Source organism: Pseudomonas sp. R15(2017), from assembly GCF_002112685.1.
GTDB classification, from domain to species: Bacteria; Pseudomonadota; Gammaproteobacteria; order Pseudomonadales; family Pseudomonadaceae; genus Aquipseudomonas; species Aquipseudomonas glycinae.
The window spans coordinates 95,749-119,949 of the sequence record NZ_NEII01000012.1 but is presented as its reverse complement, the minus strand read 5'-3'; the positions used below and the strand labels follow the sequence as shown (position 1 = coordinate 119,949).

General features: G+C 59.4%; 22 protein-coding genes and 1 pseudogene. 18 read left to right on the top strand and 5 right to left on the bottom strand.

Features of this window, described 5'->3' with window-relative positions:
• Positions 1-2: 2 nt before the first annotated feature.
• The gene (locus CAF77_RS23165; RefSeq protein ID WP_085655387.1) at positions 3-1,178 is read right to left on the bottom strand and encodes a DNA-binding transcriptional regulator; all 1,176 of its coding nucleotides are present in this window, start codon (positions 1,176-1,178) and stop codon (positions 3-5) included.
• Between the two features lie 202 nt (positions 1,179-1,380).
• On the opposite strand from CAF77_RS23165, the gene xylA reads away from it, so the two are divergent.
• From xylA to CAF77_RS23140, 5 genes are all read left to right on the top strand, one after another.
• A complete protein-coding gene (gene xylA, locus CAF77_RS23160) occupies positions 1,381-2,697 on the top strand; it encodes a xylose isomerase (protein WP_085655388.1) in 1,317 nt (438 codons plus the stop codon).
• 142 nt (positions 2,698-2,839) lie between these two features.
• Positions 2,840-3,841, top strand: a complete 1,002-nt coding sequence (gene xylF / locus CAF77_RS23155) for a D-xylose ABC transporter substrate-binding protein (protein WP_085655389.1) — start codon at positions 2,840-2,842, stop codon at positions 3,839-3,841.
• A gap of 78 nt (positions 3,842-3,919) precedes the next feature.
• Positions 3,920-5,476, top strand: a complete 1,557-nt coding sequence (gene xylG, locus CAF77_RS23150) for a D-xylose ABC transporter ATP-binding protein (RefSeq protein WP_085655390.1) — start codon at positions 3,920-3,922, stop codon at positions 5,474-5,476.
• Positions 5,477-6,613, top strand: a complete 1,137-nt coding sequence (locus CAF77_RS23145; protein WP_064381980.1) for a sugar ABC transporter permease — start codon at positions 5,477-5,479, stop codon at positions 6,611-6,613.
• Between the two features lie 109 nt (positions 6,614-6,722).
• Positions 6,723-7,712: a zinc-dependent alcohol dehydrogenase family protein gene (locus tag CAF77_RS23140; RefSeq protein ID WP_085655391.1), complete on the top strand. Its 990-nt coding sequence runs from the start codon at positions 6,723-6,725 to the stop codon at positions 7,710-7,712.
• A gap of 88 nt (positions 7,713-7,800) precedes the next feature.
• On the opposite strand, the gene ycaC is transcribed toward CAF77_RS23140, so the two are convergent.
• Complete coding sequence (gene ycaC, locus CAF77_RS23135; RefSeq protein ID WP_007958138.1) at positions 7,801-8,433, bottom strand: isochorismate family cysteine hydrolase YcaC; 633 nt, start codon at positions 8,431-8,433, stop codon at positions 7,801-7,803.
• Between the two features lie 220 nt (positions 8,434-8,653).
• Here ycaC and CAF77_RS23130 point away from each other — a divergent pair, with 220 nt between their 5' ends.
• The 3 genes from CAF77_RS23130 to CAF77_RS23120 all read left to right on the top strand — a co-directional run bounded on the left by CAF77_RS23130 (position 8,654) and on the right by CAF77_RS23120 (position 11,544).
• Positions 8,654-10,255 carry a sensor domain-containing diguanylate cyclase gene (locus CAF77_RS23130; protein WP_085655392.1) on the top strand — a complete coding sequence of 534 codons (1,602 nt, stop codon included), beginning with the start codon at positions 8,654-8,656 and terminating at the stop codon, positions 10,253-10,255.
• A gap of 121 nt (positions 10,256-10,376) precedes the next feature.
• Positions 10,377-10,883 (top strand): peptide-methionine (S)-S-oxide reductase MsrA, encoded by a 507-nt coding sequence (msrA, locus tag CAF77_RS23125; protein ID WP_064381985.1) that lies wholly within the window; start codon positions 10,377-10,379, stop codon positions 10,881-10,883.
• A gap of 88 nt (positions 10,884-10,971) precedes the next feature.
• The gene (locus CAF77_RS23120; RefSeq protein ID WP_085655393.1) at positions 10,972-11,544 is read left to right on the top strand and encodes a DUF4157 domain-containing protein; all 573 of its coding nucleotides are present in this window, start codon (positions 10,972-10,974) and stop codon (positions 11,542-11,544) included.
• A 56-nt stretch (positions 11,545-11,600) separates the two neighbouring features.
• On the opposite strand, the gene gabP is transcribed toward CAF77_RS23120, so the two are convergent.
• Positions 11,601-13,007: a GABA permease gene (gabP, locus tag CAF77_RS23115; protein WP_064381987.1), complete on the bottom strand. Its 1,407-nt coding sequence runs from the start codon at positions 13,005-13,007 to the stop codon at positions 11,601-11,603.
• Positions 13,008-13,389: 382 nt separating this feature from the next.
• Positions 13,390-14,316 (bottom strand): transcriptional regulator GcvA, encoded by a 927-nt coding sequence (locus CAF77_RS23110; RefSeq protein WP_064381988.1) that lies wholly within the window; start codon positions 14,314-14,316, stop codon positions 13,390-13,392.
• A gap of 140 nt (positions 14,317-14,456) precedes the next feature.
• Here CAF77_RS23110 and CAF77_RS23105 point away from each other — a divergent pair, with 140 nt between their 5' ends.
• The 6 genes and pseudogenes from CAF77_RS23105 to CAF77_RS23080 all read left to right on the top strand — a co-directional run.
• Positions 14,457-15,749 carry an aminotransferase class I/II-fold pyridoxal phosphate-dependent enzyme gene (locus CAF77_RS23105; protein WP_218190062.1) on the top strand — a complete coding sequence of 431 codons (1,293 nt, stop codon included), beginning with the start codon at positions 14,457-14,459 and terminating at the stop codon, positions 15,747-15,749.
• The gene (locus CAF77_RS23100) at positions 15,746-16,648 is read left to right on the top strand and encodes a TauD/TfdA family dioxygenase (RefSeq protein ID WP_064381989.1); all 903 of its coding nucleotides are present in this window, start codon (positions 15,746-15,748) and stop codon (positions 16,646-16,648) included. Before CAF77_RS23105 ends, CAF77_RS23100 begins: the two co-directional genes overlap by 4 nt.
• Positions 16,645-17,679: a hydroxyacid dehydrogenase gene (locus CAF77_RS23095; protein WP_084776995.1), complete on the top strand. Its 1,035-nt coding sequence runs from the start codon at positions 16,645-16,647 to the stop codon at positions 17,677-17,679. The genes CAF77_RS23100 and CAF77_RS23095 overlap by 4 nt, the downstream gene beginning before the upstream one ends.
• 15 nt (positions 17,680-17,694) lie before the next feature.
• On the top strand, positions 17,695-18,117 hold the full coding sequence (locus tag CAF77_RS23090) for a DoxX family protein (protein ID WP_064381990.1): 423 nt from the start codon (positions 17,695-17,697) through the stop codon (positions 18,115-18,117).
• A gap of 66 nt (positions 18,118-18,183) precedes the next feature.
• Positions 18,184-19,692, top strand: coding sequence for a UbiD family decarboxylase (locus CAF77_RS23085; RefSeq protein ID WP_218190063.1), 1,509 nt, complete (start codon positions 18,184-18,186; stop codon positions 19,690-19,692).
• Between the two features lie 7 nt (positions 19,693-19,699).
• Positions 19,700-19,975, top strand: a pseudogene (locus CAF77_RS23080) (UbiX family flavin prenyltransferase); the annotation flags it as partial.
• A gap of 174 nt (positions 19,976-20,149) precedes the next feature.
• Here CAF77_RS23080 and CAF77_RS23075 read toward each other — a convergent pair.
• Positions 20,150-21,523 carry an MFS transporter gene (locus CAF77_RS23075; protein ID WP_084776999.1) on the bottom strand — a complete coding sequence of 458 codons (1,374 nt, stop codon included), beginning with the start codon at positions 21,521-21,523 and terminating at the stop codon, positions 20,150-20,152.
• A gap of 104 nt (positions 21,524-21,627) precedes the next feature.
• Between CAF77_RS23075 and CAF77_RS23070 the strand changes: the two genes are divergently transcribed.
• The 4 genes from CAF77_RS23070 (at position 21,628) to CAF77_RS23055 (ending at position 24,150) form a co-directional block, all read left to right on the top strand.
• Positions 21,628-22,551, top strand: a complete 924-nt coding sequence (locus CAF77_RS23070; RefSeq protein WP_064384112.1) for a LysR family transcriptional regulator — start codon at positions 21,628-21,630, stop codon at positions 22,549-22,551.
• 156 nt (positions 22,552-22,707) lie between these two features.
• A complete protein-coding gene (gstA, locus tag CAF77_RS23065) occupies positions 22,708-23,319 on the top strand; it encodes a glutathione transferase GstA (protein ID WP_064381992.1) in 612 nt (203 codons plus the stop codon).
• A 65-nt stretch (positions 23,320-23,384) separates the two neighbouring features.
• Positions 23,385-23,756, top strand: coding sequence for a Rid family hydrolase (locus CAF77_RS23060; RefSeq protein WP_064381993.1), 372 nt, complete (start codon positions 23,385-23,387; stop codon positions 23,754-23,756).
• Positions 23,749-24,150: a nuclear transport factor 2 family protein gene (locus CAF77_RS23055; RefSeq protein ID WP_139831627.1), complete on the top strand. Its 402-nt coding sequence runs from the start codon at positions 23,749-23,751 to the stop codon at positions 24,148-24,150. The genes CAF77_RS23060 and CAF77_RS23055 overlap by 8 nt, the downstream gene beginning before the upstream one ends.
• Positions 24,151-24,201: the final 51 nt, after the last annotated feature.

Genomic DNA, 24,201 nt, shown 5'->3' with positions numbered 1-24,201 from the left:
GTCTATCGGGCGCCCTGCTGATATTCACGGGGCGTACACCCGAACTCTCGACGGAACACCGTGTGCAGGTACTGCGCGGATTTGAAACCGCAACTGCGGGCAACGTCCGCAATCGGCGTGTCGGTTTTTTCCAGCCCACGAGTGGCCGCCGCCAGTTTGAAACGCAGAATCTCGTCATGCACGCTGCAACCACGCACCGTGCGAAAGTGCGACTCCAGCGATGAGCGCGACACGCCGACATAGGCCGCCACTTGCGCGGTCTTGATGCCCTGGCAGGCATATTGGCGGATGAACAGCAGCGCCTGCATCACATAGGGGTTGCCCAACGGTTGATGCAAGCTCGACACCTGGACGTTGATCGCTTCGGGCGGGATCAGGACATGCGCGCCCGTTGACGGTTTGCCGTGCAGCATCTGGTGCAGCAGTTGCGCGGCGGTGCGGCCCATGGTTTCAGTGCCCTGGATCACCGAACTTAGCGGGACCCGGGTCAGGCTGCGAGTCAGCGGGTCGTTGTCGATGCCGATCAACGCCACCTGTTCCGGAACGGCGATGCCGGCGGTCAGGCAGGCTTGCAGCAACTGCCGGGCGCGGGCGTCACTGACTGCGATGATGCCAATGGGCTTGGGCAGGCTTTGCAGCCAGGCGATCAACTGTTCGACGGCGCTGTCCCACAGCGGCGCGCTGGTGCCCATGCCGCGATAGACCTCGCCGTGCAAGCCGTCCCGTTGCATCAATCGTAGAAAGGCCTTTTCGCGCTCCTGAGCCCAACGATTGGCCTGCGCCTCAGGCAGACTGAAACAGGCAAACCGTTGCAACCCGGCCTCGATCAAGTGCTCGTAAGCCATGGTGATCAGCGCGTTATTGTCGGTCGCGACGTACGGGATGCCTTTGGGATAGGCCCGCTCATCCTGATAAGAACCACCCACCGCTACCACGGGCAACTTGATATCGGCCAGCGCCTCGCCAATCAGCGGATCGTCGAAGTCGGCGATGATCCCGTCACCTTGCCAACGCTCGATACCTTTCAAGCGGCAGAGAAAATCCTCTTCCAGAAACAGGTCCCAGGACGCGCGCGTACTGCTCAGGTAGTTGCCGATGCCGCTGATGATGCCGCGGTCATAGATCTTGCTCCCGTTGAACAACAGGGCGATGCGGTGAACAGGCGGTACGGTTTTCATTGTTTTCAGGCTTGTTCCGGGCCCCTTGCCGTAGAGGCGGTTTGCACAGACTAGGCGCGCAAAGGGCGAATCTCAATACGCAAAATCGCACTGCGTGTTGGTGATTTTCGTAATCGGCAGGCACAGGGCCGTTGCTAGTATCGGGACACGCCCCAAGAACAACAACCGAGAACAACAACCAAGAACAACAAGGACATTGCCAATGCCGTACTTCCCCGATATCGAGCGGATCCGCTACGAAGGTCCTGCCAGCGATTCTCCCCTTGCCTTCCGCCACTACGACGCCGACAAAATCATCCTCGGCAAGCCCATGCGCGAACACCTACGCATGGCCGCCTGTTATTGGCATACCTTTGTCTGGCCGGGCTCCGACGTGTTCGGTGCCGGGACGTTCAAGCGCCCGTGGCAACACGCCGGTGACCCGATGGAACTGGCCATCGGCAAAGCGCAGGCCGCGTTCGAGTTCTTCTCCAAGCTGGGTATCGATTACTACTGCTTTCATGACACGGATGTCGCCCCCGAAGGCAATTCGCTGAAGGAGTACCGCAACCACTTCGCCCAAATGGTCGATCACCTGGAACGGCATCAGGAAGAAAGCGGGATCAAGCTGCTGTGGGGCACCGCCAACTGCTTCAGCAATCCGCGCTTTGCCGCTGGCGCCGCCAGCAACCCGGATCCTGAAGTGTTCGCCTGCGCCGCGGCCCAGGTCTTCAGCGCCATGAACGCGACTCAACGCCTCAAGGGCGCCAACTATGTGTTGTGGGGCGGTCGCGAGGGCTACGAAACCCTGCTCAACACCGACTTGAAACGCGAGCGCGAACAACTGGGGCGCTTCATGCGCATGGTGGTCGAGCACAAGTACAAGATCGGCTTCAAAGGTGACCTGCTGATCGAGCCCAAACCGCAGGAACCGACCAAGCACCAATACGATTACGACAGCGCCACGGTGTTCGGTTTTCTCCAGCAGTTCGGTCTGGAAAAGGAAATCAAGGTCAACATCGAGGCCAACCACGCCACTCTGGCCGGTCACAGTTTTCATCACGAGGTGGCGACGGCCGTCTCGCTGGGGATTTTCGGCAGCATCGATGCCAACCGCGGCGACCCGCAAAACGGTTGGGACACCGATCAATTCCCCAACAGCGTCGAGGAGATGACCCTGGTCACCTATGAAATCCTCAAGGCCGGCGGTTTCGGCAATGGCGGGTTCAACTTCGATTCCAAGGTGCGCCGCCAGAGCCTCGACGAGGTCGATCTGTTTCACGGTCACGTCGGGGCCATGGATGTCCTCGCCCTGTCGCTCGAGCGGGCCGCCGCCATGGTCCAGAACGACCAGCTGCAACGGCTCAAGGACCAACGCTATGCCGGCTGGCAGCAGCCCTTCGGCCAGTCGGTGCTGGCGGGTGAGTTCAATCTCCAGTCCCTGGCCGAGCACGCCTTCGCCAACGAACTGAACCCGCAGGCCGTCAGCGGTCGGCAGGAAATGCTCGAAAACGTCGTCAACCGGTTCCTCTATCGCTGATCGCCAATGGGGACTGCGGGCGCTGTGACATTTGCGCGACAAATCTGTAGTCCGTTTCGCCGACTGATTCTCTACAGTTCCACCAGCCCGATATTCATCGTCAGGCCGTGTCTTTCAAACAAAAATAAAAGGACGCACCACCATGAAGAATGTAAAACGCACGCTGTTTGCCGGCGCCCTGGCGTTGCTTTCGCTGCCGGTTATGGCTGACGCTGCCCACCCTAAAATCGGCTTCTCCATTGATGACCTGCGGCTGGAACGCTGGTCCCGTGACCGGGATTACTTCGTTGCGGCAGCGGAAAAAATGGACGCCAAGGTCTTCGTGCAGTCGGCCGATGCCAACGAGCAGAAGCAGATTTCGCAAATCGAAAACCTCATTTCCCGTGGCGTCGATGTCATCGTCATCGTGCCGTTCAACGCTACCGTACTGACCAATGCCGTTGCCGAGGCGAAGAAAGCCGGGATCAAGGTCGTGTCCTATGACCGCCTGATACTCAACGCCGATATCGACGCCTACATCTCCTTCGATAACGAAAAGGTCGGCGAAATGCAGGCCAGCGGCGTGTTGCACGCAGCGCCCAAGGGCAATTACTTCCTGCTGGGTGGCGCGCCCACTGACAACAACGCGAAAGTGTTGCGCGAAGGTCAGATGAAGGTGCTGCAACCGGCCATCGACAAGGGCGATATCAGGATCGTAGGCCAGCAATGGGTAAAGGAATGGAACCCGACCGAGGCGCTGAGCATTGTGGAAAACGCCTTGACCCGCAACGACAACAAAATCGACGGCATCGTCGCCTCCAACGACGCCACGGCCGGCGGCGCCATTCAGGCCCTGGCGGCTCAGCAACTGGCCGGCAAGGTGCCGATCTCCGGGCAGGACGCGGACCTCGCAGCGGTCAAGCGGGTCATCGCCGGCACTCAGACCATGACGGTGTACAAGCCGCTGAAACTGATTGCCTCCGAAGCCGCCAAACTCTCGGTGCAACTGGCGCGCAACGAGAAACCCGCCTACAGCTCGCAATACGACAACGGCAGCAAAAAAGTCGACACCATCCTGCTCACCCCGACTCCGTTGACCAAGGACAACATCGAGCTGCTGGAACAGGACGGCTTCTATACCAAGGCGCAGATCGCCGGACAGTGACACTCACTGAGTGATGCCCCCGCAGGCGTTTTACGCCTGCGGGATCAGTCCAGTATCTGTCGCTTATGAGTCTCTGCCATGTCCGACTTTCTGCTGCAAATGAACGGCATCGTCAAAACCTTCGGCGGTGTCAAAGCGCTCAATGGCATCGACCTCAAGGTCCGGCCGGGCGAGTGCGTCGGGCTGTGCGGCGAGAATGGCGCCGGCAAGTCCACGCTGATGAAAATCCTGTCTGCGGTTTATCCCCATGGCACCTGGGACGGTGAAATCCTCTGGGACGGTCAGCCGCTCAAGGCGCAGTCGATCAGCGAAACGGAAGCCGCCGGTATCGTCATCATTCACCAGGAACTGACGCTAGTTCCCGATCTGTCAGTGGCCGAAAACATTTTCATGGGTCATGAACTGACGCTGCCGGGTGGACGGATGAATTACCCGGCGATGATCCATCGCGCCGAAGCCCTGATGCGTGAACTGAAAGTGCCGGACATGAACGTGTCGCTGCCGGTTTCGCAGTACGGTGGCGGTTATCAGCAACTGGTGGAAATCGCCAAGGCCCTGAACAAGCAGGCACGCCTGCTGATCCTCGACGAGCCGTCATCTGCCTTGACCCGTTCGGAAATCGAGGTGTTGCTGGACATCATCCGCGACCTCAAGGCCAAGGGTGTCGCCTGCGTCTACATCTCCCACAAGCTCGATGAAGTGGCCGCCGTGTGCGACACCATTTCGGTGATCCGCGACGGCAAACACATCGCCACGACCGCCATGGCGGATATGGATATTCCACAGATCATCACCCAGATGGTCGGCCGGGAAATGAGCAGCCTCTACCCCACCGAACCCCACGACATCGGCGAGGTGATTTTCGAGGCGCGCCACATCACCTGCTACGACGTCGACAACCCCAAACGCAAGCGGGTCGACGACGTTTCGTTCAGCCTCAGACGCGGGGAAATCCTCGGCATCGCCGGGCTGGTCGGTGCAGGCCGCACGGAGCTTGTGACCGCGCTGTTCGGCGCCTACCCAGGTCGCCACGAAGGCGAAGTCTGGCTGGACGGCCAACTCATCGACACCTGCACGCCGCTCAAATCAATCCGCGCCGGCGTGTGCCTGGTACCCGAAGACCGCAAGCGTCAGGGGATCATTCCCGACCTGGGTGTCGGCCAGAACATCACCCTGGCCGTGCTGGACAGTTTCTCGAAACTGACCCGCATCGACGCCGAAGCCGAACTGGGCAGCATCGACCGGGAAATTTCGCGCCTGCACCTCAAGACCGCGAGCCCGTTCCTGCCGATCACCAGCCTGTCCGGGGGCAACCAACAAAAAGCCGTGTTGGCGAAGATGCTGCTGACCCGGCCCCGGGTGCTGATTCTCGACGAGCCGACCCGAGGGGTGGACGTCGGCGCCAAGTACGAGATCTACAAGTTGATGGGGATGCTGGCCGCCGAAGGCGTGTCGATCATCATGGTGTCTTCGGAACTGGCCGAGGTGCTCGGCGTTTCCGACCGCGTACTGGTCATCGGCGAAGGCCGGTTGCAGGGCGATTTCATCAACCGCGAACTCACTCAGGAACAGGTGCTCGCCGCCGCACTCAGCCAGCCTGACAGCCATAACAATAAAGCTCGGAAATCCGCGTAAATGAATCAGGTCAAACAACTCTTCACCCGCTACAAGATGCTCGCACTGGTGTTTGCCGTGGCGCTGATCTGGCTGTTCTTCAGTTGGCAGACCGAGGGTGGATTCCTGACACCACGCAACCTCTCCAACCTGCTGCGCCAGATGTCCATCACCGGGATCCTCGCCTGCGGCATGGTGCTGGTGATCATCAGCGGCGAGATCGATCTGTCGGTCGGCTCATTGCTGGGCCTGCTCGGTGGCGTGGCAGCCATTCTCGATGTTGTCTATCACATACCGCTGCTGGCGAACCTGAGCCTTGTGGTGGTGTGCGGACTGCTGATCGGCCTCGCCAATGGATACATGGCTGCTTACCTGCGCATTCCGTCGTTCATCGTGGGGCTGGGAGGCATGCTGGCTTTTCGGGGGATTTTGCTGGGAATAACCGGCGGCACGACCATTGCGCCGGTGTCGCCGGAACTCGTCTACATTGGCCAGGGTTATCTGCCCCATACGGTCGGCGCGGGTCTGGGCGTACTGCTGTTCGCACTGACGTTGTTACTGACCTGGAAACAGCGACGCAATCGCGCCCTTCATGGCCTCGCGGCACATTCACTGGCGCGAGACGTGGCACGCGTGTTGCTGATCGGCGCGGTGCTGGCCGGTTTCGTCCAGACCCTCAACAGCTATGACGGCATTCCCGTGCCGGTCCTGCTTCTGCTGATCCTGCTGGGCGGCTTCAGCTACGTGACCAGCCAGACCGTGTTCGGCCGACGCGTCTATTCCGTGGGCAGCAACATGGAAGCGACGCGTCTGTCCGGCATCAATGTGCAGGCCGTGAAGCTCTGGATCTTCGGGATCATGGGCGTGATGTGCGCCCTCGCCGGTGTGGTCAACACTGCACGCCTGGCCGCTGGCTCACCCTCGGCCGGCAGCATGGGCGAACTCGACGCCATCGCCGCCTGCTTCATCGGCGGCACCTCGATGCGCGGCGGTTCCGGCACAGTCTACGGCGCCCTCCTCGGCGCCCTGGTCATCACCAGCCTGGACAACGGCATGTCCATGCTCGACGTCGACAGCTACTGGCAGATGATCGTCAAGGGCAGCATTCTGGTGTTGGCGGTTTGGGTGGATGTGAGTACGCGGACTGGGCGGCGTTAACAGGCTGCTGCCATCACAGGACTTTATCCGGAGCAGACCAAAGCCTAAATTGGCGTCCATGGCACCGGATCACGTCGGTGCAATATCATCGATAACCGAGGAAGTACAGATGGCACGCATTGTCAGGATTCATGAATACGGTGACGCGAGCGTCCTGAAACTGGAAAACGTCGACGTCCCGGCACCTGCGGCGGACGAAGTGCAGATCGAGGTCAAAGCCTTTGGTCTGAATCGCGCCGAAGTGATGTTCCGCAATCACGCCTATCTGCAGGAAGCAGAGTTTCCCAGCCGTCTCGGCTACGAAGCTGCAGGCGTGGTGGTCGCGGTTGGCGCCAACGCCAGCGAGTTCAAGATCGGTGATGCCGTCAGTCTGATTCCGCCGCTGGACATCGCGCGCTGGGGCACTTACGGCGAACTGGCCAACATACCCGCCCACCTCACCGTCAAGCACCCGCAGAACCTGTCGTTTGAACAAGCGGCAGCATCCTGGATGCAATACGTCACCGCGTGGGGTGCGCTGGTCGAACAGGCCAAATTGCACAAGGACGATTTCGTGATCGTCACCGCCGCCTCCAGCAGCGTCGGCCTGGCAGCTTTCCAGATCGCCAAAATGGTCGGCGCCACCTCGATTGCCGTCACCCGCACCCGTGCCAAGAAACAGGCCTTGCTCGACGCCGGCGCGGCGCACGTGATCGTCAGCGACGAAGAAGACATGGTTGCAGCGGTCATGGCGCTGACCGACGGCAATGGCGCGCGGGTGGTGTTCGATCCGGTGGGCGGCCCGTCGTTCGAACCGCTGACCCAAAGCATGGCCCGGGGCGGCATCCTGCTGGAGTACGGCGCCCTGAGCCCGGAGCCGACGCCATTCCCGCTGTTCACCGTGCTCGGCAAATGCCTGACCCTCAAGGGTTACCTCTACACGGAGATCGTCTCCGACCCGGCCATCTTGGCGCGCGCCAAGACTTTCATCGGCGACGGGCTGGCGTCGGGTGCGCTGAGACCGATCATTGCCAAGACATTTGCCCTGGATGATATTCAGGAAGCGCATCGCTTTCTGGAGGCCAATCAGCAGGTCGGGAAGATTGTCGTCACGGTTTGAGGCGACGAGCACCCTGCTCTGCTGTTTGCGGTAAAAACGACGAAAGCCTGCTTTTTTCAAAGCAGGCTTTCGTCCATCCGGCATCCGGTTATTTCTGATGCGCCGTCAGTGCGGCATAGCCGTTCATCAAGTTGCGGTAGTTCGGGATGCGCTGGGACAGCAGGTTGCCGAGGCCTTCGATGTCGTTGCGCCAGTCGCGGTGCAGTTCGCAGGCCACCGAGAACCAGTTCATCATCTGTGCGCCGGCCTGGGTCATGCGATTCCACGCGGCTTGCTGCACGGTGGTGTTGAAGGTGCCGGAGGCGTCGGTCACCACGAACACGTCAAATCCTTCCGCCAGCGCCGACAGGGTCGGGAACGCTACGCACACGTCGGTCACGACACCGGCAATGATGATCTGCTTGCGGCCAGTGGCCTTGATCGCCTTGACGAAGTCTTCGTTGTCCCAGGCGTTGATCTGGCCTGGGCGGGCGATGTACGGCGCGTCCGGAAACATTTCCTTGAGTTCCGGCACCAGAGGGCCGTTCGGGCCCTGTTCGAAGCTGGTGGTGAGGATGGTCGGCAATTCGAAGAACTTGGCCAGATCGGCCAGCGCCAGTACGTTGTTCTTGAACTCGTTTGGCGAGAAGTCCTGAACCAGAGAAATCAGACCGGTCTGGTGGTCGACCAGCAGAACTACGGCGTCGTCTTTGTTCAGGCGGTTGTAGGTTGGAGTGCTCATGTGTGAATCCCTTTTTAGTTGTGGAAGTGCGTTTGCGTTCAAGATGGGCACAGATTACTGACTCGCCTTAAAGCGATAAATCGTCTGAAAAGCGTTTAACCGTCAACCCAAAGCGGACAATCCACTCAAACTGCCAGGCAGTTCACACAGCCAGCCCGACCTTCGCGCCTATCCTTGTCATAATGCTCACCCGCTCAGAACGACCTCCAGGGAAATGTTGATGCCCGGACGCAACACGCAAGCGCCCACGCCAGATGAAACACCGCGCGCGCCCCGCCAAGGCGTGAACGCCGGCTCGACCTTTCGGCTGACCGTCAGTTTCATGCTGATGGTGGTTGTGGCCTTTCTGGCGGTCGAGAGCTGGCGGACGTGGCGCGACTATCGCTCGGTCTTTGCTTCCGCGCGTGATTCGGTGACCAACCTCGCCCGCGCCACGGCGCAGCACGCCGAGGACACCATCCGCCAGGTCGATGTGCTGACTGCGGGGCTGGCCGAGCGTGTCGAGGGCGATGGGTTGCAGAACCTCGATGTGGCGCGGATTCACAAACTGCTCATTCAGCAATCGAAAATCATGCCGCAGCTGCACGGCCTGTTCATTTACGGCCCGGACGGCCATTGGATCGTGACCGACAAGGAGGTCACGCCCGAAACCGCCAACAACGCCGACCGCGATTATTTTCAGTACCACCGCACCCATGAAGACCGAGGCGTGCGCATCGGTCAGGTGGTGGAAAGCCGTTCCACCCATGACCTGATCATTCCGATCTCACGGCGTTTGAATAACCCCGACGGCTCGTTCGCTGGCGTGTTGCTGGGGACGGTCAAGGTCAGTTATTTCGTCGACTATTACGGTGACTTCCGCATCGATGACAAAGGCGCGCTGGTGCTGGCAATGCGCGACGGCACGATCCTTGTGCGCCGGCCGTTCATTGCCTCGGTGGTCGGCAAAAGCCTGGCGAACAGCGAGATCTTCAAGACCTACCTGCCCAACGCCAACCAGGGCATTGTCCAGATCAGGGCGGTGGTCGACGACACCGAACGCCTTTACGGCTATCGCGCCCTGACTACCTACCCGCTGGTGGTCGAGGCCGGTTTATCCCGTGACTCCATCATTGCGCCGTGGCGCCAGGACTTGCTGAAAAACGGTTTCGTGCTGGTGTTCCTGATCCTGGTGCTGGCCTGTTTCGGGCTCATCGTGCTGAGCCAGTTGCGTCAGCGGATGGCAATGGAGCGGGAGATCCGTTCCGCGCACAAAACGATGCGCGACATGGCGCTGACCGACAGCCTCACCGGCCTGGGCAACCGCCGGCGCCTGGACGCGGCGCTGACGGACGAGATTCGTCTGGCACGCCGTCAGGGATCGCCGCTGTCATTGATCATGCTCGATGTCGACTACTTCAAGCGCTACAACGACCAGTACGGCCACGCTGCCGGCGATGATTGCCTGATCGCGGTCGGCGACGGTATCCGCAAAGCGGTCAAGCGGCCCTCGGATCTGGCCGTGCGCTACGGCGGCGAGGAGTTCACCGTGCTGCTGCCCAACACCGACAGCGCCGGGGCGATTCAGGTGGCTGAAGACATTCTGCAGACCATTCGTTCGCTGGAGATTGAACATGCCGCGCACCCGCTGGGGTATGTCACCGCGAGCGCCGGGATCACCACCCGCTATCCGGTAGACGAGACGGTGACCCCGGCCAGTTTGCTCAAGTCGGCGGACACTTGTCTCTATCAGGCGAAACAGCAAGGCAGGAATCGCTGGTGTTCGGCGCAGGCTTCCCGGCAAATCCAGCCGATTGCGGCGATGCCGCGCATGGATCGCTGAGTGCAATGACCACCAGCCAACTTCACGCTTCACGATTTATTTACCGAATCAACCTTGGAATCAGCCCACACTCCCTCATATCAAGGAACATCTGCGACCCATTCGAGAGGAAGGACATGCCATGACCACTCAAACCGAAACTGCAATCCTCGCCGGCGGCTGCTTCTGGGGCATGCAGGATCTGTTGCGCCGCTACCCCGGCGTGCTGCAGACGCGGGTCGGTTACACCGGCGGCGATGTGCCGAACGCCACCTACCGCAATCATGGCAACCACGCCGAGGCCATCGAAATCGTCTTTGACCCCACCGTGATCAGCTATCGGCAGATCCTCGAGTTCTTCTTCCAGATCCACGACCCCAGCACGCCCAACCGCCAGGGCAACGACCTCGGTCCGAGCTATCGTTCGGCGATCTATTACCTGAACGAGCAGCAACGTGATATCGCCGAAGACACTGCGGCCGATGTCGACGCATCGGGCCTGTGGCCAGGTCGTGTGGTCACCGAAATCGAACCGGCGGGACCGTTCTGGGAGGCGGAGCCGGAGCATCAGGATTACCTCGAGCGCATTCCGAATGGCTACACCTGCCACTTCATTCGCCCGAACTGGAAGCTGCCGAAACGCGGTTGAGGTCCAATGGGGTCGGTGCGCAACGCGTTGTTTGTCGCGTTGTGCCTGATCCCTTTCTCTGGTGCGGCCTTACGATCGAAAAGCGCCCATGCCCTCCACGCTCATCAGCCTCGTCACCTGGCTTGCCCTTGTAGCACCGGCCCAGGCTGCCCCATGCCCTGCCGGCGAAAAACAAGTGTGTCTCGACAGCTGCATTTGCCTGCCGGACCCGGTGCGCCTGTCTGAAGACCTCTTTCGGATCGCGGCTCCCGCTCTGGCGATGGCCTTGACCCAGGCCCGCGATGAAGCCGCCAGCACCGACATCAAACCGATTCCGCCGCACATTCGGGAGCAACTGCTGCGCTGGTATGACCCTGGCGTCCTCGATGCCGTGCACTACAAAATCACCGACGACGGCCAATACAACGCCGCCACGGCCATTCTTCAAAACCCGGATGTCGGTGCAGTGACGCTGATCGACATCATCCTGTTCCGCGACGCTGAAACCGCAGAACACAACGTCGCGCTCTGGGCCCACGAACTGAAGCATGTGCAGCAGTTTCAGGAATGGGGCGTCGATGGGTTTGCTCAGCGGTATACGCAGGATTTCAATGCGGTCGAGGCACCGGCCTATGCGATACAGGGCGAAGTCAGACGTTGGCTGCGAGCCGAAGCCCGGTGATCGGACACCCTCTGCGTCCATGGGGGGATAGCCCACCGTTCAAGCATCAGAAAAACCTAGGCCTTGCCCGCCGCAACCGCCGCCCTCGCCTGCCCATGCTGGCGCGTGGTCACCAGTCCGATAAAGGAAATCGCCAGCGCCAGGCCGATGGTCGACGTCACTTCCAGACGATGCTCGGGCGTTACCATCATCACCGCCAGCGCGGCGCAGATGAACGCAATCACCAGCCACGTCAGCCACGGAAACAGCCACATGCGAAACGTCAGCTCGACGTTCTGCCGACGCAACATCCGGCGCATGCGCAATTGCGAGATCGCGATCACCAGATACACCAGCAACGCAATCGCGCCGGAGCTGGCGAGTAGAAACTGGAACAACCCGGCCGGCATGAAATAGCTGAACAGCGTCACCCCGGCACCGATCACGGTGCTGGCGATCACCGCCGCCCTCGGCACGCCCGCAGCGGAGGTCACTTTCAGTGGTTGCGGGGCATCGCCGCGACGCCCCAGCGAGAACAGCATCCGCGAGGAAATGTAGATCGATGAATTCATGCAACTGGCCACCGCGATCAGCACGACCACATCGACCAGAAACTTGGCGTGGGGAATGCTCATCAGCTCCAGCGCGCGCTGGTAAGAGCCAACGGACGCCAGCAGCGGATCGTTCCAGGGCACCACGGAAATCACCACGAAAATCGACAGCAGATAGAACACGCCGATGCGCCAGATCACCGAGCGCGTCGCCTTGGCGATGTTCTGCGCCGGGTTGCTCGATTCGGCGGCCGCGATGGTCACCGCTTCGGTCCCGATAAAACTGAACATGATCGTGATGAAGGCCCCGACAACCGCCGACAAACCATTGGGCGCGAATCCACCGTGCTCTTCCATCAATCTGCTCAAACCGCTGGCCTCACGTTCCGGAATCCAGCCCATCAACACCGCAAAACCCAGGCCGATGAACCCGATGATCGCCACCACTTTGGCCATCGCAAACCAGAACTCGAACTCGCCGTATTTGGACACGCTGAACAGGTTGGTCACCACCAGCAAAATGATCGACAACAATGCGAACAGCCACGTATCGACCTGAGGAAACCATTGGTTCAAGACATGCCCGGCGGCCAGCGCTTCAATCGGAATGACCAGCACCCAGAACCACCAATACAACCACCCGATGGTGAACCCCGCCCAACGGCCGATGGCCTGATCGGCGTAGGTGGAAAACGATCCCGTGTCCGGATGGGCCACGGCCATTTCGCCGAGCATGCGCATGACCAGCACAACCAGCAGACCGGAGAAGAGATAAGCGAGCAAGACAGCCGGGCCGGCGGCGGCAATGGCGTGGCCGGAGCCGACAAACAGCCCGGCACCGATGATGCCGGCAATGGAAAGCATGGTGACATGACGCGGCTTGAAGCCCTGCGCCAACTGACCGTTCGAGTCCTTCGAGTTCAAGCTATTCATTGTTTTTGTTGTTCTCTGGTGATCGACGTTTGGGCGTACTGACGACGTGTCAGGCGATCATCATTTCTTCCTGTTGCCCTGCTCCAGAGCGGCGCACCTCAAGCGCTGCAGCGTTACAACTCGGTCGGACAACGACGCAGGGCGATGAAATGATGCGTCACCTTACGTGCCTGGCGTTGATCGCAAATAGCCTGGGAGCGGCATGGGGGCGTCTGATTTCGACATGGTGAATCCCGAGGGTGAATCCCGGCACATTCAGCCAGACTCACCCAATGCTCGAGGCGCGCCAGTCGCCGATTGTTGCGGGACAGTCGAAGTGCTGCGTTGAACATCGCGTGGCAGAGATGCAACAGCGCAACGGCCAATCAATTTGCACACGCCTTTATGCGTGAACTGATTCGATCGCTGCAGATCCAGCGCCTTGTACAAGATCAATCAGCCAGGTCCGGAACGCCACGACTTTCTTCGAGTTGGCGATTTCCAGCGGTGTCACCAGATAAAAGCCCAGATCGGATTTCAGTTTCAGGTTGAATGGCGCCACTAATTTCCCGGCCTTCAAATCGTCATCGACATAGGTCGATCGACCAATACAGACCCCTAATCCGTCGATGGCAGCCTGTACCGCCATCATCGCCAGATCGAACGTCAGCCGAGTGCCCTCAGCCAGCTTCTTCGGCTGACCCGCAGCACTCAACCACATGTTCCAGTCATTGCTGGTCATCCCGCTGACCTGCAATAACTTGTGATTGGCCAGGTCAACGGGGTTCTTCAGGGCCATGGGGCCGGTCAGCAGCTTGGGGCTGCACACCGGAAAGATTTCGTCTGACATCAGCCAGTCCGCCCGCAACCCTTTCCAGTCGCCAAAGCCGTAGCGGATGGCGGCGTCTATGCCGCCCTTGCGGAAGTCGACGAGATCGGTCGAAGCGGTCACACGCACGTCAATATTGGGAAACGCCTCCTGAAAAGACGCCAGACGCGGCAACAACCATTTGGAGGCAAGAGAAACCAGAGTACTGATGGTCAATGCGCTGTTGTTGGTCGATTCCAGCAGCATTTCCGTGGAGTAACGCAACTCATGAAAAGCCGAGCGAATTCCGGGCAGATACGCATGACCTTCGGTAGTCAGCGCCAGACCATCCTTGAGCCGCAGAAACAGGCGAACGCCGAGCTCATCTTCAAGTCGGCGGATCTGATGGCTGATGGCCGTCTGCGTGACATTCAACTCTTCGGCGGCCTTGGTGAAACTCATGTGGCGCGCAGCAGATTCAAACGCTTTCAATCCATTGAGAGAGGGAATTCTGGCGACCATAAGACTTCGTTATGCTCATGAGATTTTGTCATAAGGTATCACCCAAGAAGTCCTTTGCAAAATGTTTCAGCGGTCGGGGATTCTAGTGCTGTTTTCAAGCCACAACGGCTTGAAACAACCACTCAAAGGATGAGATCGCCGTGAATAAGACAGTTGAAATCAACAACAGCGCCGACGAAAAAACACCACAACTCAAAGCGCGCAATGCCTCGAGAATGGCTGAAATCAGCCGCCCGCATTTCGATGCTGCGTATGAAAAAGGCTTGATGGGGGTTTCCTGCCGCGTACTGGACAACCGCCGTATCGAAATCGCCACCAGCGGCAGGGAAGTCATCGATTACACCCGCTGTGGGTACCTCAACCTGGACGCTCACCCGAAAGTCCTCGCAGCTGCCAGGGCCTCGATGGATGAAACCCCGTCGACGCACTTTTCGGTGGCCCGCACTCGTCTCACCGCAGAGCCACTGATGCGTCTGGAAGAAACCCTCGCCAAATTGTTCGATGTAAACGGCGTGGTGGTTTTCCCGACTGTGGCTGCCGCCAACATGGGCGCCCTGCCCCTGCTGGCCGCCGGGCTGTTCACGGGCGGTGAAAAGCCGCTGATCGCGTTCGACCGCTTTGCCCACGTGACTCTGCAATATCACATTCCGGTCCTGCGCGAAGAGACTGAAGTCATCGTCATCGAGCACAACGACCTCGACCACCTGGAGCGTTTGTGCAAAAGCGGGCGCAAGGTTGCCTACGTCGGCGACGGCGCTTACTCGATGGGCGGCGCTGCGCCGGTCCGCGAATTGCGCGCGCTGCAGGACAAATACGGTCTGTTCGTCTATCTGGACGACGCCCACGGCATTTCGGTGGTGGGTCAGCACGGTGAAGGTTTTGTCCGCTCGCAACTCGACGGTCTGGACGAGAACACCATCGTCGCCGCATCGCTGGGCAAGGGCTACGGCGCAGCGGGCGGTCTGTTGATGTTGGGCACCCGACATATCGAGAATTCGATTCGTCGCTATGCGCCGACCTACGGATTCTCCTGCGCACCCAACATGGCGGCCGTGGGCGCGGCACTGGCTTCGGCGGAAATTCATGCCACACCAGAACTGCATAAACTGCAACGCGCGCTGCGCAACAACATGCAGCTGTTCGACAACCTGATCCCTACGGAAACCAGCGGCAGTGAACTGCCGATCCGTATCGTGCGCATCGGTAACGAAGAAGAAGCCATCGCCAAAGGCGAATACCTGCTGCAACAGGGCCACTACACGTCTGTCGTGTTCTTCCCGACCGTACCGCGCGGTCAGGCAGCGCTGCGCATGTCGGTCACCTGCGCTCACAACCCGGCCGATATTCTCGACCTGAGCCTGATGCTCAAAAGCAGCGATTCATCGCAAGTCAGCCCTGGTGTTGGCCAGGTCCAGCCCGCGCTGGCTGTTTGACCGACGTCGTGCAGGAGACTTTCAACGTGAAACGAACGGATCTGGCGGACACCTTTGTCACCGCGGTGACGAATTTCGATATCAATACAGCGTCCCTGAATGAGATTCGTGCCATTCAGGAACTTGTCTACGAACGCAAAGTGGTGGCGTTGAAAAATCAGAGGTTGACCCGGGACGGTTATCAACAGTTCGCCGCGTGCTTCGGGGAACTTGAGCAGTTCAAGCTCAAGAGTTACCACGACCCTGACTACCCGAACATTCTGGTGATCAATAACCGTAATGGCGAAGGTGCGGTAGGTGCACGCAAGCTCGGCAACATGTGGCACAGCGACTCCAGCTATTTGGCCAAACCACTGCCACTGACCATGCTGCACGCACAACAACTGCCCGAAACGGGTGGCGATACGTTGTTCGTGGATATGCAATCGGTGTATGACGATTTGCCGAAGGACCTGTACGAGCGTGTCAGGAATCGTCAGGCAGTACACGATGTGCGCTGGACTTACAAAGTCAAGGAAGACGATGTCGGGGAGTCGATACAGGAAATTTTCGCACGCCTCGAGCAGACATTCCCCGCCAGCACTCACCCGACGGTGGCTGTACACCCGCGCACTCAGCGGGAAAGTCTTTACGTCAACCCGGGTTATACCGTGAACATCAACGGCTATTCGCAAGAACAGAGCAAGGCATTGCTCGACGAGCTGTTCGAGTTCGCGCTGACCCCAGAGCGGATCTTCAACTATCAGTGGGAGCCACACGACTTGCTGATATGGGATAACCGCTCTGTCTTGCATTGCGCGACCGAACTGCCGCGAGAAGCTCGGCGGGTGATGTTTCGCATTGGTGTCAACGACGGTGAGTTCTTTGCCGGGAATGCGTTACAGGAGCAGGTCGCATGAGCCGCAAACGCGTTTTGATCGCTCACATTCTGGGCGACGAAGGCAAGCAGATGTTGCGCAAGCGTGACGATATCGAAGTGGTGGAGTTCGAGAATACGATCCCGCAGAGCCAGTTCCACGCCTTGCTCGAGAGTTTCGACGCTGTCCATGGAGTGATCCTCGGCCTGACCCGGTTCGGCGCCGCCGAGTTGCAGCGGGCACCAGGCTTGCAAGTCGTGTCGCGAATCGGCGTAGGTTTCGATGCGGTCGATATCCCGGTGATGACCGAGGCAGCCATTGCGGTGATGGTCTGTGCCAACGCCAACCACCGGGCAGTGGCCGAGCATACGCTTGGGTTCATGCTGTCGCTGGCCAAACGTACCGAGGCACTCACCCACCTGGTGCGCAGCGGCAACTGGCATCGGCGCTACGAGTACCTGCCGAGTGAACTGGAAGGTCGCGAAGCGCTGTTGATCGGATGTGGTCGAATTGGTGCTCGTGTCGCCACGCTTCTTCTGGCACTGGGCATGCGGGTCAAGGTGTATGACCCGTACCTTGCACCGCAACAGTTGCCTCCCGGTGCGCAACCGGTTGCCGTTCTGGAACATGCGTTGGCGGAGGCCGACTACGTCAGCCTGCATTGTCCGAAGACCGATGAAACGATCGGTTTGCTGTCCGCCGAACGGCTGGCCCTGATGAAACCTCAGGCATACGTGATCAACACCGCCCGTGGCGGCATTGTCGACGAGCAGGCGCTCTATCAGGCATTGCTGGAAAAACGTCTGGCCGGTGCCGCGCTGGATGTGTTCCTGCCAGAACCGCCGGTGCATGGCAGCGGTTTGCCGAGTCTCGACAACGTCATCTGCTCGCCGCACCTGGCGGGGGTCTCCCGCGAGGCGGTCAGCCGTATGGCGAAATTGGCGGCGGGCAACGTTCTCGACGTGTTCGACGCACAACCAAACCCCGAAAACGCAGTGAACCCTCAAGTGTTCGATCGTGCGTTTCACCTGCCCGATCCAGAGTCGGCCAGCACGATCCCTTATCCAATCTGACTTGTGAGCAATGGAATGTACCTACGCTATCAGCTATTCGACGACCAGCGCGACGCGATGATCCTCATCGCACGGATCATGATTCTGATCCTGTACGGATACTTCGGCTTCACCTACGTCACCGATCATGGAAGCTTTGTCAGCTACCTGAAATCAGTGGACGCCCCGATACCCGAGTTCACTGCCATCGTCGCCACCATCATCGAGTTCTTCGGTGGTCTGGCGCTGTTGTTCGGTTTCTGGACTCGGCCGATCGCGGCGATCTTCGTGGTGTACACCATCGGGACCGGAATCATCGGCCATGCGTTCTGGAACAGCACCAATCCGGTCGATCATCACACGTTGTTCGTGCACTTCTTCAAGAATGTGAGCATCGCCGGCGGCTTCCTTTTCCTCTGCCTTCTGGGGCCTGGAAAGTACTCGATCGACAAACGTTGATCTCCTGACGACGGGCGCATCCATGCGCCCGTCGTTTTTCCATTTCAGTCCCTGCGGATAATGAAAATGAACGAATTGATTGAACCGGTTGCCGACTTGCGCGACTGGCTGGCACGAGCCGGGAAAATCGGCGAATTGCAGACCGTCTCCTCTGTTGTCGATCCAATCGAAGAAATGAGCGCCATCACTTATCTGGTGGCCCGCCAGAGCCACTCCCCCGCTGTGCTGTTCGACCAGGAAGATTCGCCACTGGGCCTGCGCCACCTGTGGAATATCTTCGGCCCGAGCGTGGCCCGCACCGCGATTACTCTCGAAGAGGCGCCGGATACACCGACGATGGAGCTGATCCGTCGTACAAAGGACAAGCTCAAACACAGCCTGGCCCCACTGGAAATCAACGCCGAAAGCGCGCCGATCTACCAGAACACACTCACTGGCAATGACATTGACCTCACCCGCCTTCCGATCCCCAGGCACTGGCCTCGAGATGGCGGTGCGTACGCCGGGACCGCGGACGCGGTATTCACCCGGGATCAGGCATCGGGTTACCTGAATGTCGGCACTTATCGCATGATGATTCAGGGGCCACGGGAAGTCGGTCTGTCGCTGGCACCGGGCAAGGATGCTCTGCGTCACATTCATCAGGCATGGGCCAAGGGCGAGGCGTTGCCCGTTGCAGCGGCGTGGGGGGTCGATCCCTTGATGATGGTGGTGGGGTCGCAATCCTTGCCGCCAGGCGTCAGCGAATATGACTTTGCCGGCGGCATCAAAGGAAAGCCCATCGAAGTGGTACGGGCAAAACATTCCGATTTATTGATTCCCGCCGCCGCGGAGATCGTCATTGAAGGCCTGATCCGTCCCGGCTCGACGCGTGAGGAAGGGCCTTTCGGTGAGTTCACCGGTTACTACGGCTACAAAGACATCGATTGCCCACTGATCGAAGTCACTGCCCTGCACTACCGCAACCGACCGATTCTGACCAATGCATTGATGGCCGATTTTCCGTCGAACGAGCAAAGTGCGTTTTTCTCCACCATTCGCTCGGCCAAGATCTGGAGCGACCTCGACAAGCTCGGCATCCAGGGCATACAGGGGGTGTATTGTCCGCCCGCTGCCGCCGGAGCATTCGGCATGATCGTCATCAGTCTTGAACAGAAATACGCCGGGCATGCTGCGCAAGCATTGGCACTTGCCGGCCAGGTACCCGGCGGCGCCTACATAACCAAGTGGATAGTCGCCGTGGATGAGGATGTCGATCCCACCGACATGAACCAGGTGCTGTGGGCGATGGCCACGCGCGCAACCCCCAGTGATGACATCGATATCCTGCGCAACACCCGCGGCTCACCGCTGGACCCGGCACAAAATCCACCAGAGAAACGCTTCTTTGGCTCCAAGGCGCTGATCAACGCTTGCAAGGATTACCGCAATATTCGCAACTTCCCGATGCGTACCCTGTTGCGCCCCTCGGTCTATGCGCGAGTGCGTGAACGCTGGTCCGATCTGGGTCTGCCCGGTGAAGCTCCATCGGTCAGCGCATTCGACAATACGGTGGATACCCATGAGCAGCCCTGAACGACGCATCGTCGTCGGCATCAGCGGCAGCCTGCTCACCCGCGCCGCCGATGTAACCCTCAAAGAGCACCGGCCACTGGTTCTGATGGTTCGGGAAACACCGTTGCACGTGGGCCATCTGCGCAGCATGACGCAGGTCTGTGAAATGGGCGGCATCGTGATGCCGCCGGTACCGGCGTTTTACGCTCGACCGCAATCGATCCAGGACATGGTTGATCACACGGTAGGCCGCATGCTCGACCTGTTGGGGCTGGATTGCGGGACGGTACGTCGCTGGGGTTGAACTCCATTGTTGGCTGCATCTTCGGCAAGCGCACATCAACGTCTTGACGAATCGCTCTTTCACAACCCGAACCGCTACATGACCGTGGCATTTACCTGCCCGCGCCAATGGGCGCTGGCAGGCGAATGCCACATCACTTCTTCAAAACCTCACTGGCAAGCTTCGGCGCGCCGGTCAGCATTCACTGACTACATCGACTTCATCGGTGTAGAGCCGCATCACGGTCAGCACAGCCGCAGCCACGAACGACAGCGCAATGATCGACAGCGCGCCGGTGGCGTGTCCCGATCCTTCCAGGGCCGCGCCGAGCAAGGCAATCCCCGTCACCCCGCCGGATTGGCGCGCTGCGTTGAGCACGCCGGAACCGACGCCGACCTTGCCATTGGGCACGCTCGCCAGACAGGCACCGACGATCACCGGCAAGGTCGCACCACCAAGACCGATCAACAGACCGCCAGACACCAGGCACACAGGATCAAGGCCGAACAACGCGAGCAATGCCGCGCCAAGCGCACCGCACAACATGCCTGCTGCACCCACGGTGCGAGCACCGAACACGTTGGACAATCGCCCTGAAACACTGGCCATTACCCCCGTCGCAATGGTCATCGGAATCATCGCTACGCCAATCTCGACAGGCGTGCGGCCCTGGCCCTGCAACGCGAACGGCAGCGCGAACAGACTGCCGTAGTACGCCAGCGTTTGCAGAAATCCGGCGCCGATCGCCGCAGAAAATGTTCTGGATCGAAACAGACTCAGCGGCAGCATCGGCTCGCGCTGCACCCGCTGGGAATAGATAAATGCCAGCCCCGCGATCACTGCCACCAGCAAAGTCGCGATGACCCAAGGGTGCCTCCAGCCCCAAACCGGGCCTTCAATCAACGCAAAGATCAACGACACCAGAGCCAGCGCCGAAAGCAACTGTCCGGTCCAGTCAATGGAACGGGGCTGAACGGCAATGACACTTCTGCGCAGTGCAAAACAAGCCAGGGCAATCAGGCAGAACGGTACGTTCAGATAAAAGATCGAGCGCCAGTCGACCAGCTGTATCAGCATGCCGCCCAACAACGGGCCACTCACCAGCGCGAGTGCCGAGATACCGCCCCACAAGGCGACTGCCCTGGCCCGCGCTTCGGGATCGGGGTAGGCCTCGACCAGCAAGGCCATGGAACTGGGCAACATCAACGCCGCGCCAATACCTTGCACGGCGCGCGCGGCAATCAACGCCACCACACCATCAGCCGATCCGCAGGCTATCGATGCCCCCGTGAATATCATCAAGGCACACAGGAACACTTTTCTGGCCCCCAGACGATCGCTCAGCGCACCGGCGGACAGGAGCAGGCTGGCAAACACCAGCGTGTAGGCGCCGGCAATCCATTGCAGCCGGTCCATCCCCGTTGCCAGGTCCTGACCAATGCCTGGCAGCGCAACATTCAGCGCTGTGACATCCAGCGCGACCATGAACGAGCTCAACGCCACGCCCAGTAAAACGGGCGCCGTTGAGGCAGGTCCACCCACCAGATCCATCGACAGGGTTTTGCCCACTTTCCAACACCTCCCTTTGCGTTAAGGAGGTGATCCTGAGGTGGCGCGCACACTTCGTAAAATTAATTCTCTATTACCCGAACATAAGAGGAACTACTGAGATGATGAACCTGATGCATTGGCGACTGCTGGTCGCCGTGGCTGACGCCGAAAACGTTTCCCGCGCCGCCGAGCGCTATGGCATCACCCAGTCAGGCGCCAGCCAGGCCCTGACGCAAATGGAGGAAGCGCTGGGAGTCAAAGTATTCGTGCGCGATCGACGGCAGACGACCGCGACCGCCATCGGCCAGCAGATCATTGATCGCGCCCGCCGCATGCTCAGCGAATTCGAATCGATCCAGAACCTGGTGGATGCATCACGCGGCTGTCATTTGGGACGGATCAAGCTCGCAAGTTTCCCTTCGGTATTCGCCAATCTCCTGCCGCCGCTTTTGCAAAGTTTCAGTCGGCTGCACCCGGGCATCGAAATCGTTTCACTCGAAGGCACTGACGAAGAAGTCGAACAGTGGCTGGCCAACAGCAGCATCGACCTCGGCGTTGTGATGAACCCCTGCCCGTCCCGAGGTGCGCTGTTGCTGGGACGCGACTCGTGGGTGGCGGTGGTGCCTGCGACCCATGACCTGGCACGCAAGTCCTCAGCCAGCACGGTCGCGCTCAGCGACCTGGTGGAAGAACCCTTCATCCTGGCGACCGGTGGCTGCCACCTCAACGGTCAGACGCTGGTCGAGCGAGAAAACCTCACCCTTAAAGACATCAAGATCACCGTGCGTGACTGGACCACGGCGTTTGCGCTGATCAGCGAAGGCATGGGCATTTCCATCGTGCCGGCCTCGACATTGCCCGTGGATCGCCGCGGCATCCGAGTCTTTGAACTGAGCAAACCGATCTACCGGGAATTCGGACTGGTGTGTTCCGCGGCCGGTGAACGCACGCCCTCCGCGCAGGCATTTCTCAATGAAATCCGCAAGTCGACACTGGGCAGTGACATTCCGATGACGGTTCGCAGTATTGAAGCGAAAGTCGCCTGAATGGACATAAGACGACCTAATGATGGGCACATAAGATCGTAATTTTACCGATCGGCGATATGACACCAATATGTCTGGAACAAGGTTCACAGCCGTTTCTGGCGTGATACGGCAACACGTTCGGGTACGCGTTGCCCTCTTATCAAGGAGATACTCATGAAACTGTACTTCGCTCCCATGACCTGCTCACTGTCACCGCACATCGTGTTGCGGGAGTTGGGCCTGCCTTTCGAGCTGATCCGCGTCAACAACAAAACCAAAGCCACGGCAGATGGCCGTGACTTCCGCGACATCAATCCCAAGGGCTACGTCGCTGCACTGGTGCTGGATAACGGCCAGGTGCTGACCGAAGGCCCCGCCATCGTCCAGTATCTCGCCGACCAGGTTCCCGGCAACTCACTGGCACCGGCCAATGGCACCTGGGAGCGCACACGCCTGCAGGAATTGCTGAACTTCATCACCTCGGAAATCCATGGTGGCAGCGCTCCGTTGTTCAACTCGGACATCCCCGAGCCGGTAAAGGAAATTTTCCGTCAGAAACTGTTCAAACGCCTCGATTACCTGAACAGAGGCCTGGTGCAGCATGACTATCTGCTGGGCACTTTCAGTCTCGCCGATGCTTATCTGTTCACTGTTCTTAAATGGTTGCCGTTCTTCAACATCGATATCAATACCTGGCCAGAACTGGCCTCGTTCATGGAGCGTATCGAAGCACGTCCAAGCGTGCAGGCGGCCATTGCCGCAGAAGAAGCAACACAGCCGGTTTAAACATGGACGATAGAAGCTGGTCGATACCAGCTTCTGCCTCACTTCAATCTGGATGAAGACCCACTATGCAGACAATTGAACGCGTCCCAAGCGGCCACGCAGGACGTAGCCGTTCCTGCGCCTACGCCGATATCGTTTACACAGTCGCCACCAGCGCAGACACGTCGCTGGATATCGTCGGACAGACTCATCAGGCCCTCGCCACGCTGAGCGCCAGCCTTGAAGGTCTTGGCTCGCATACCTCGCGCATGCTCAGCGCCCAGGTACTGCTGGCGGACATGGCCGACAAACCCGAAGTGGATGAAATCTGGGCAAAATGGATCGGTGACAATCCGCAGCATTGGCCCCAGCGCGCCTGCTACGGTGTCGATCTGGGCGGCAGACTGCTGATTGAAATAATCGTCACGGCAGCGCGAGGAGCAACAGATGATGCCTAACGATCAAATCGATCTGGTCATCCGAACCTGCGAAGCACAACGCAGCGCCGCGATGCTCGGTGGGCACCTGGATATCTTCAGCTATTTGTTCCATCCGGATCTGACCTACATTCATTCCAGCGGCGTCGTCGACAACCTGAAAACCTATCTGGATAAATGTCGCTCCCGTGAGTTCATTTATCACGCCCTTGACCATCAGATCGACAAAGTGACAAGGGTTGGCGAGTTGGCCATCGCGCTAGGTGAAATGACCACCACTGTCACCTCCGGTGGCGTACGAAAATATCTTCACAATCGCACGCTCACCGCCTGGCAGAAAACCGACGAGCAATGGCAACTGCTGGTCTATCAAGCGACACCTTTGCAACCGGCAGTGGTGCTGGAAGCCGGCTGAGTGGCGGATCAAGCACTTTGACTCGCAAGAAAGCCGAACCCGCTCTCTTGA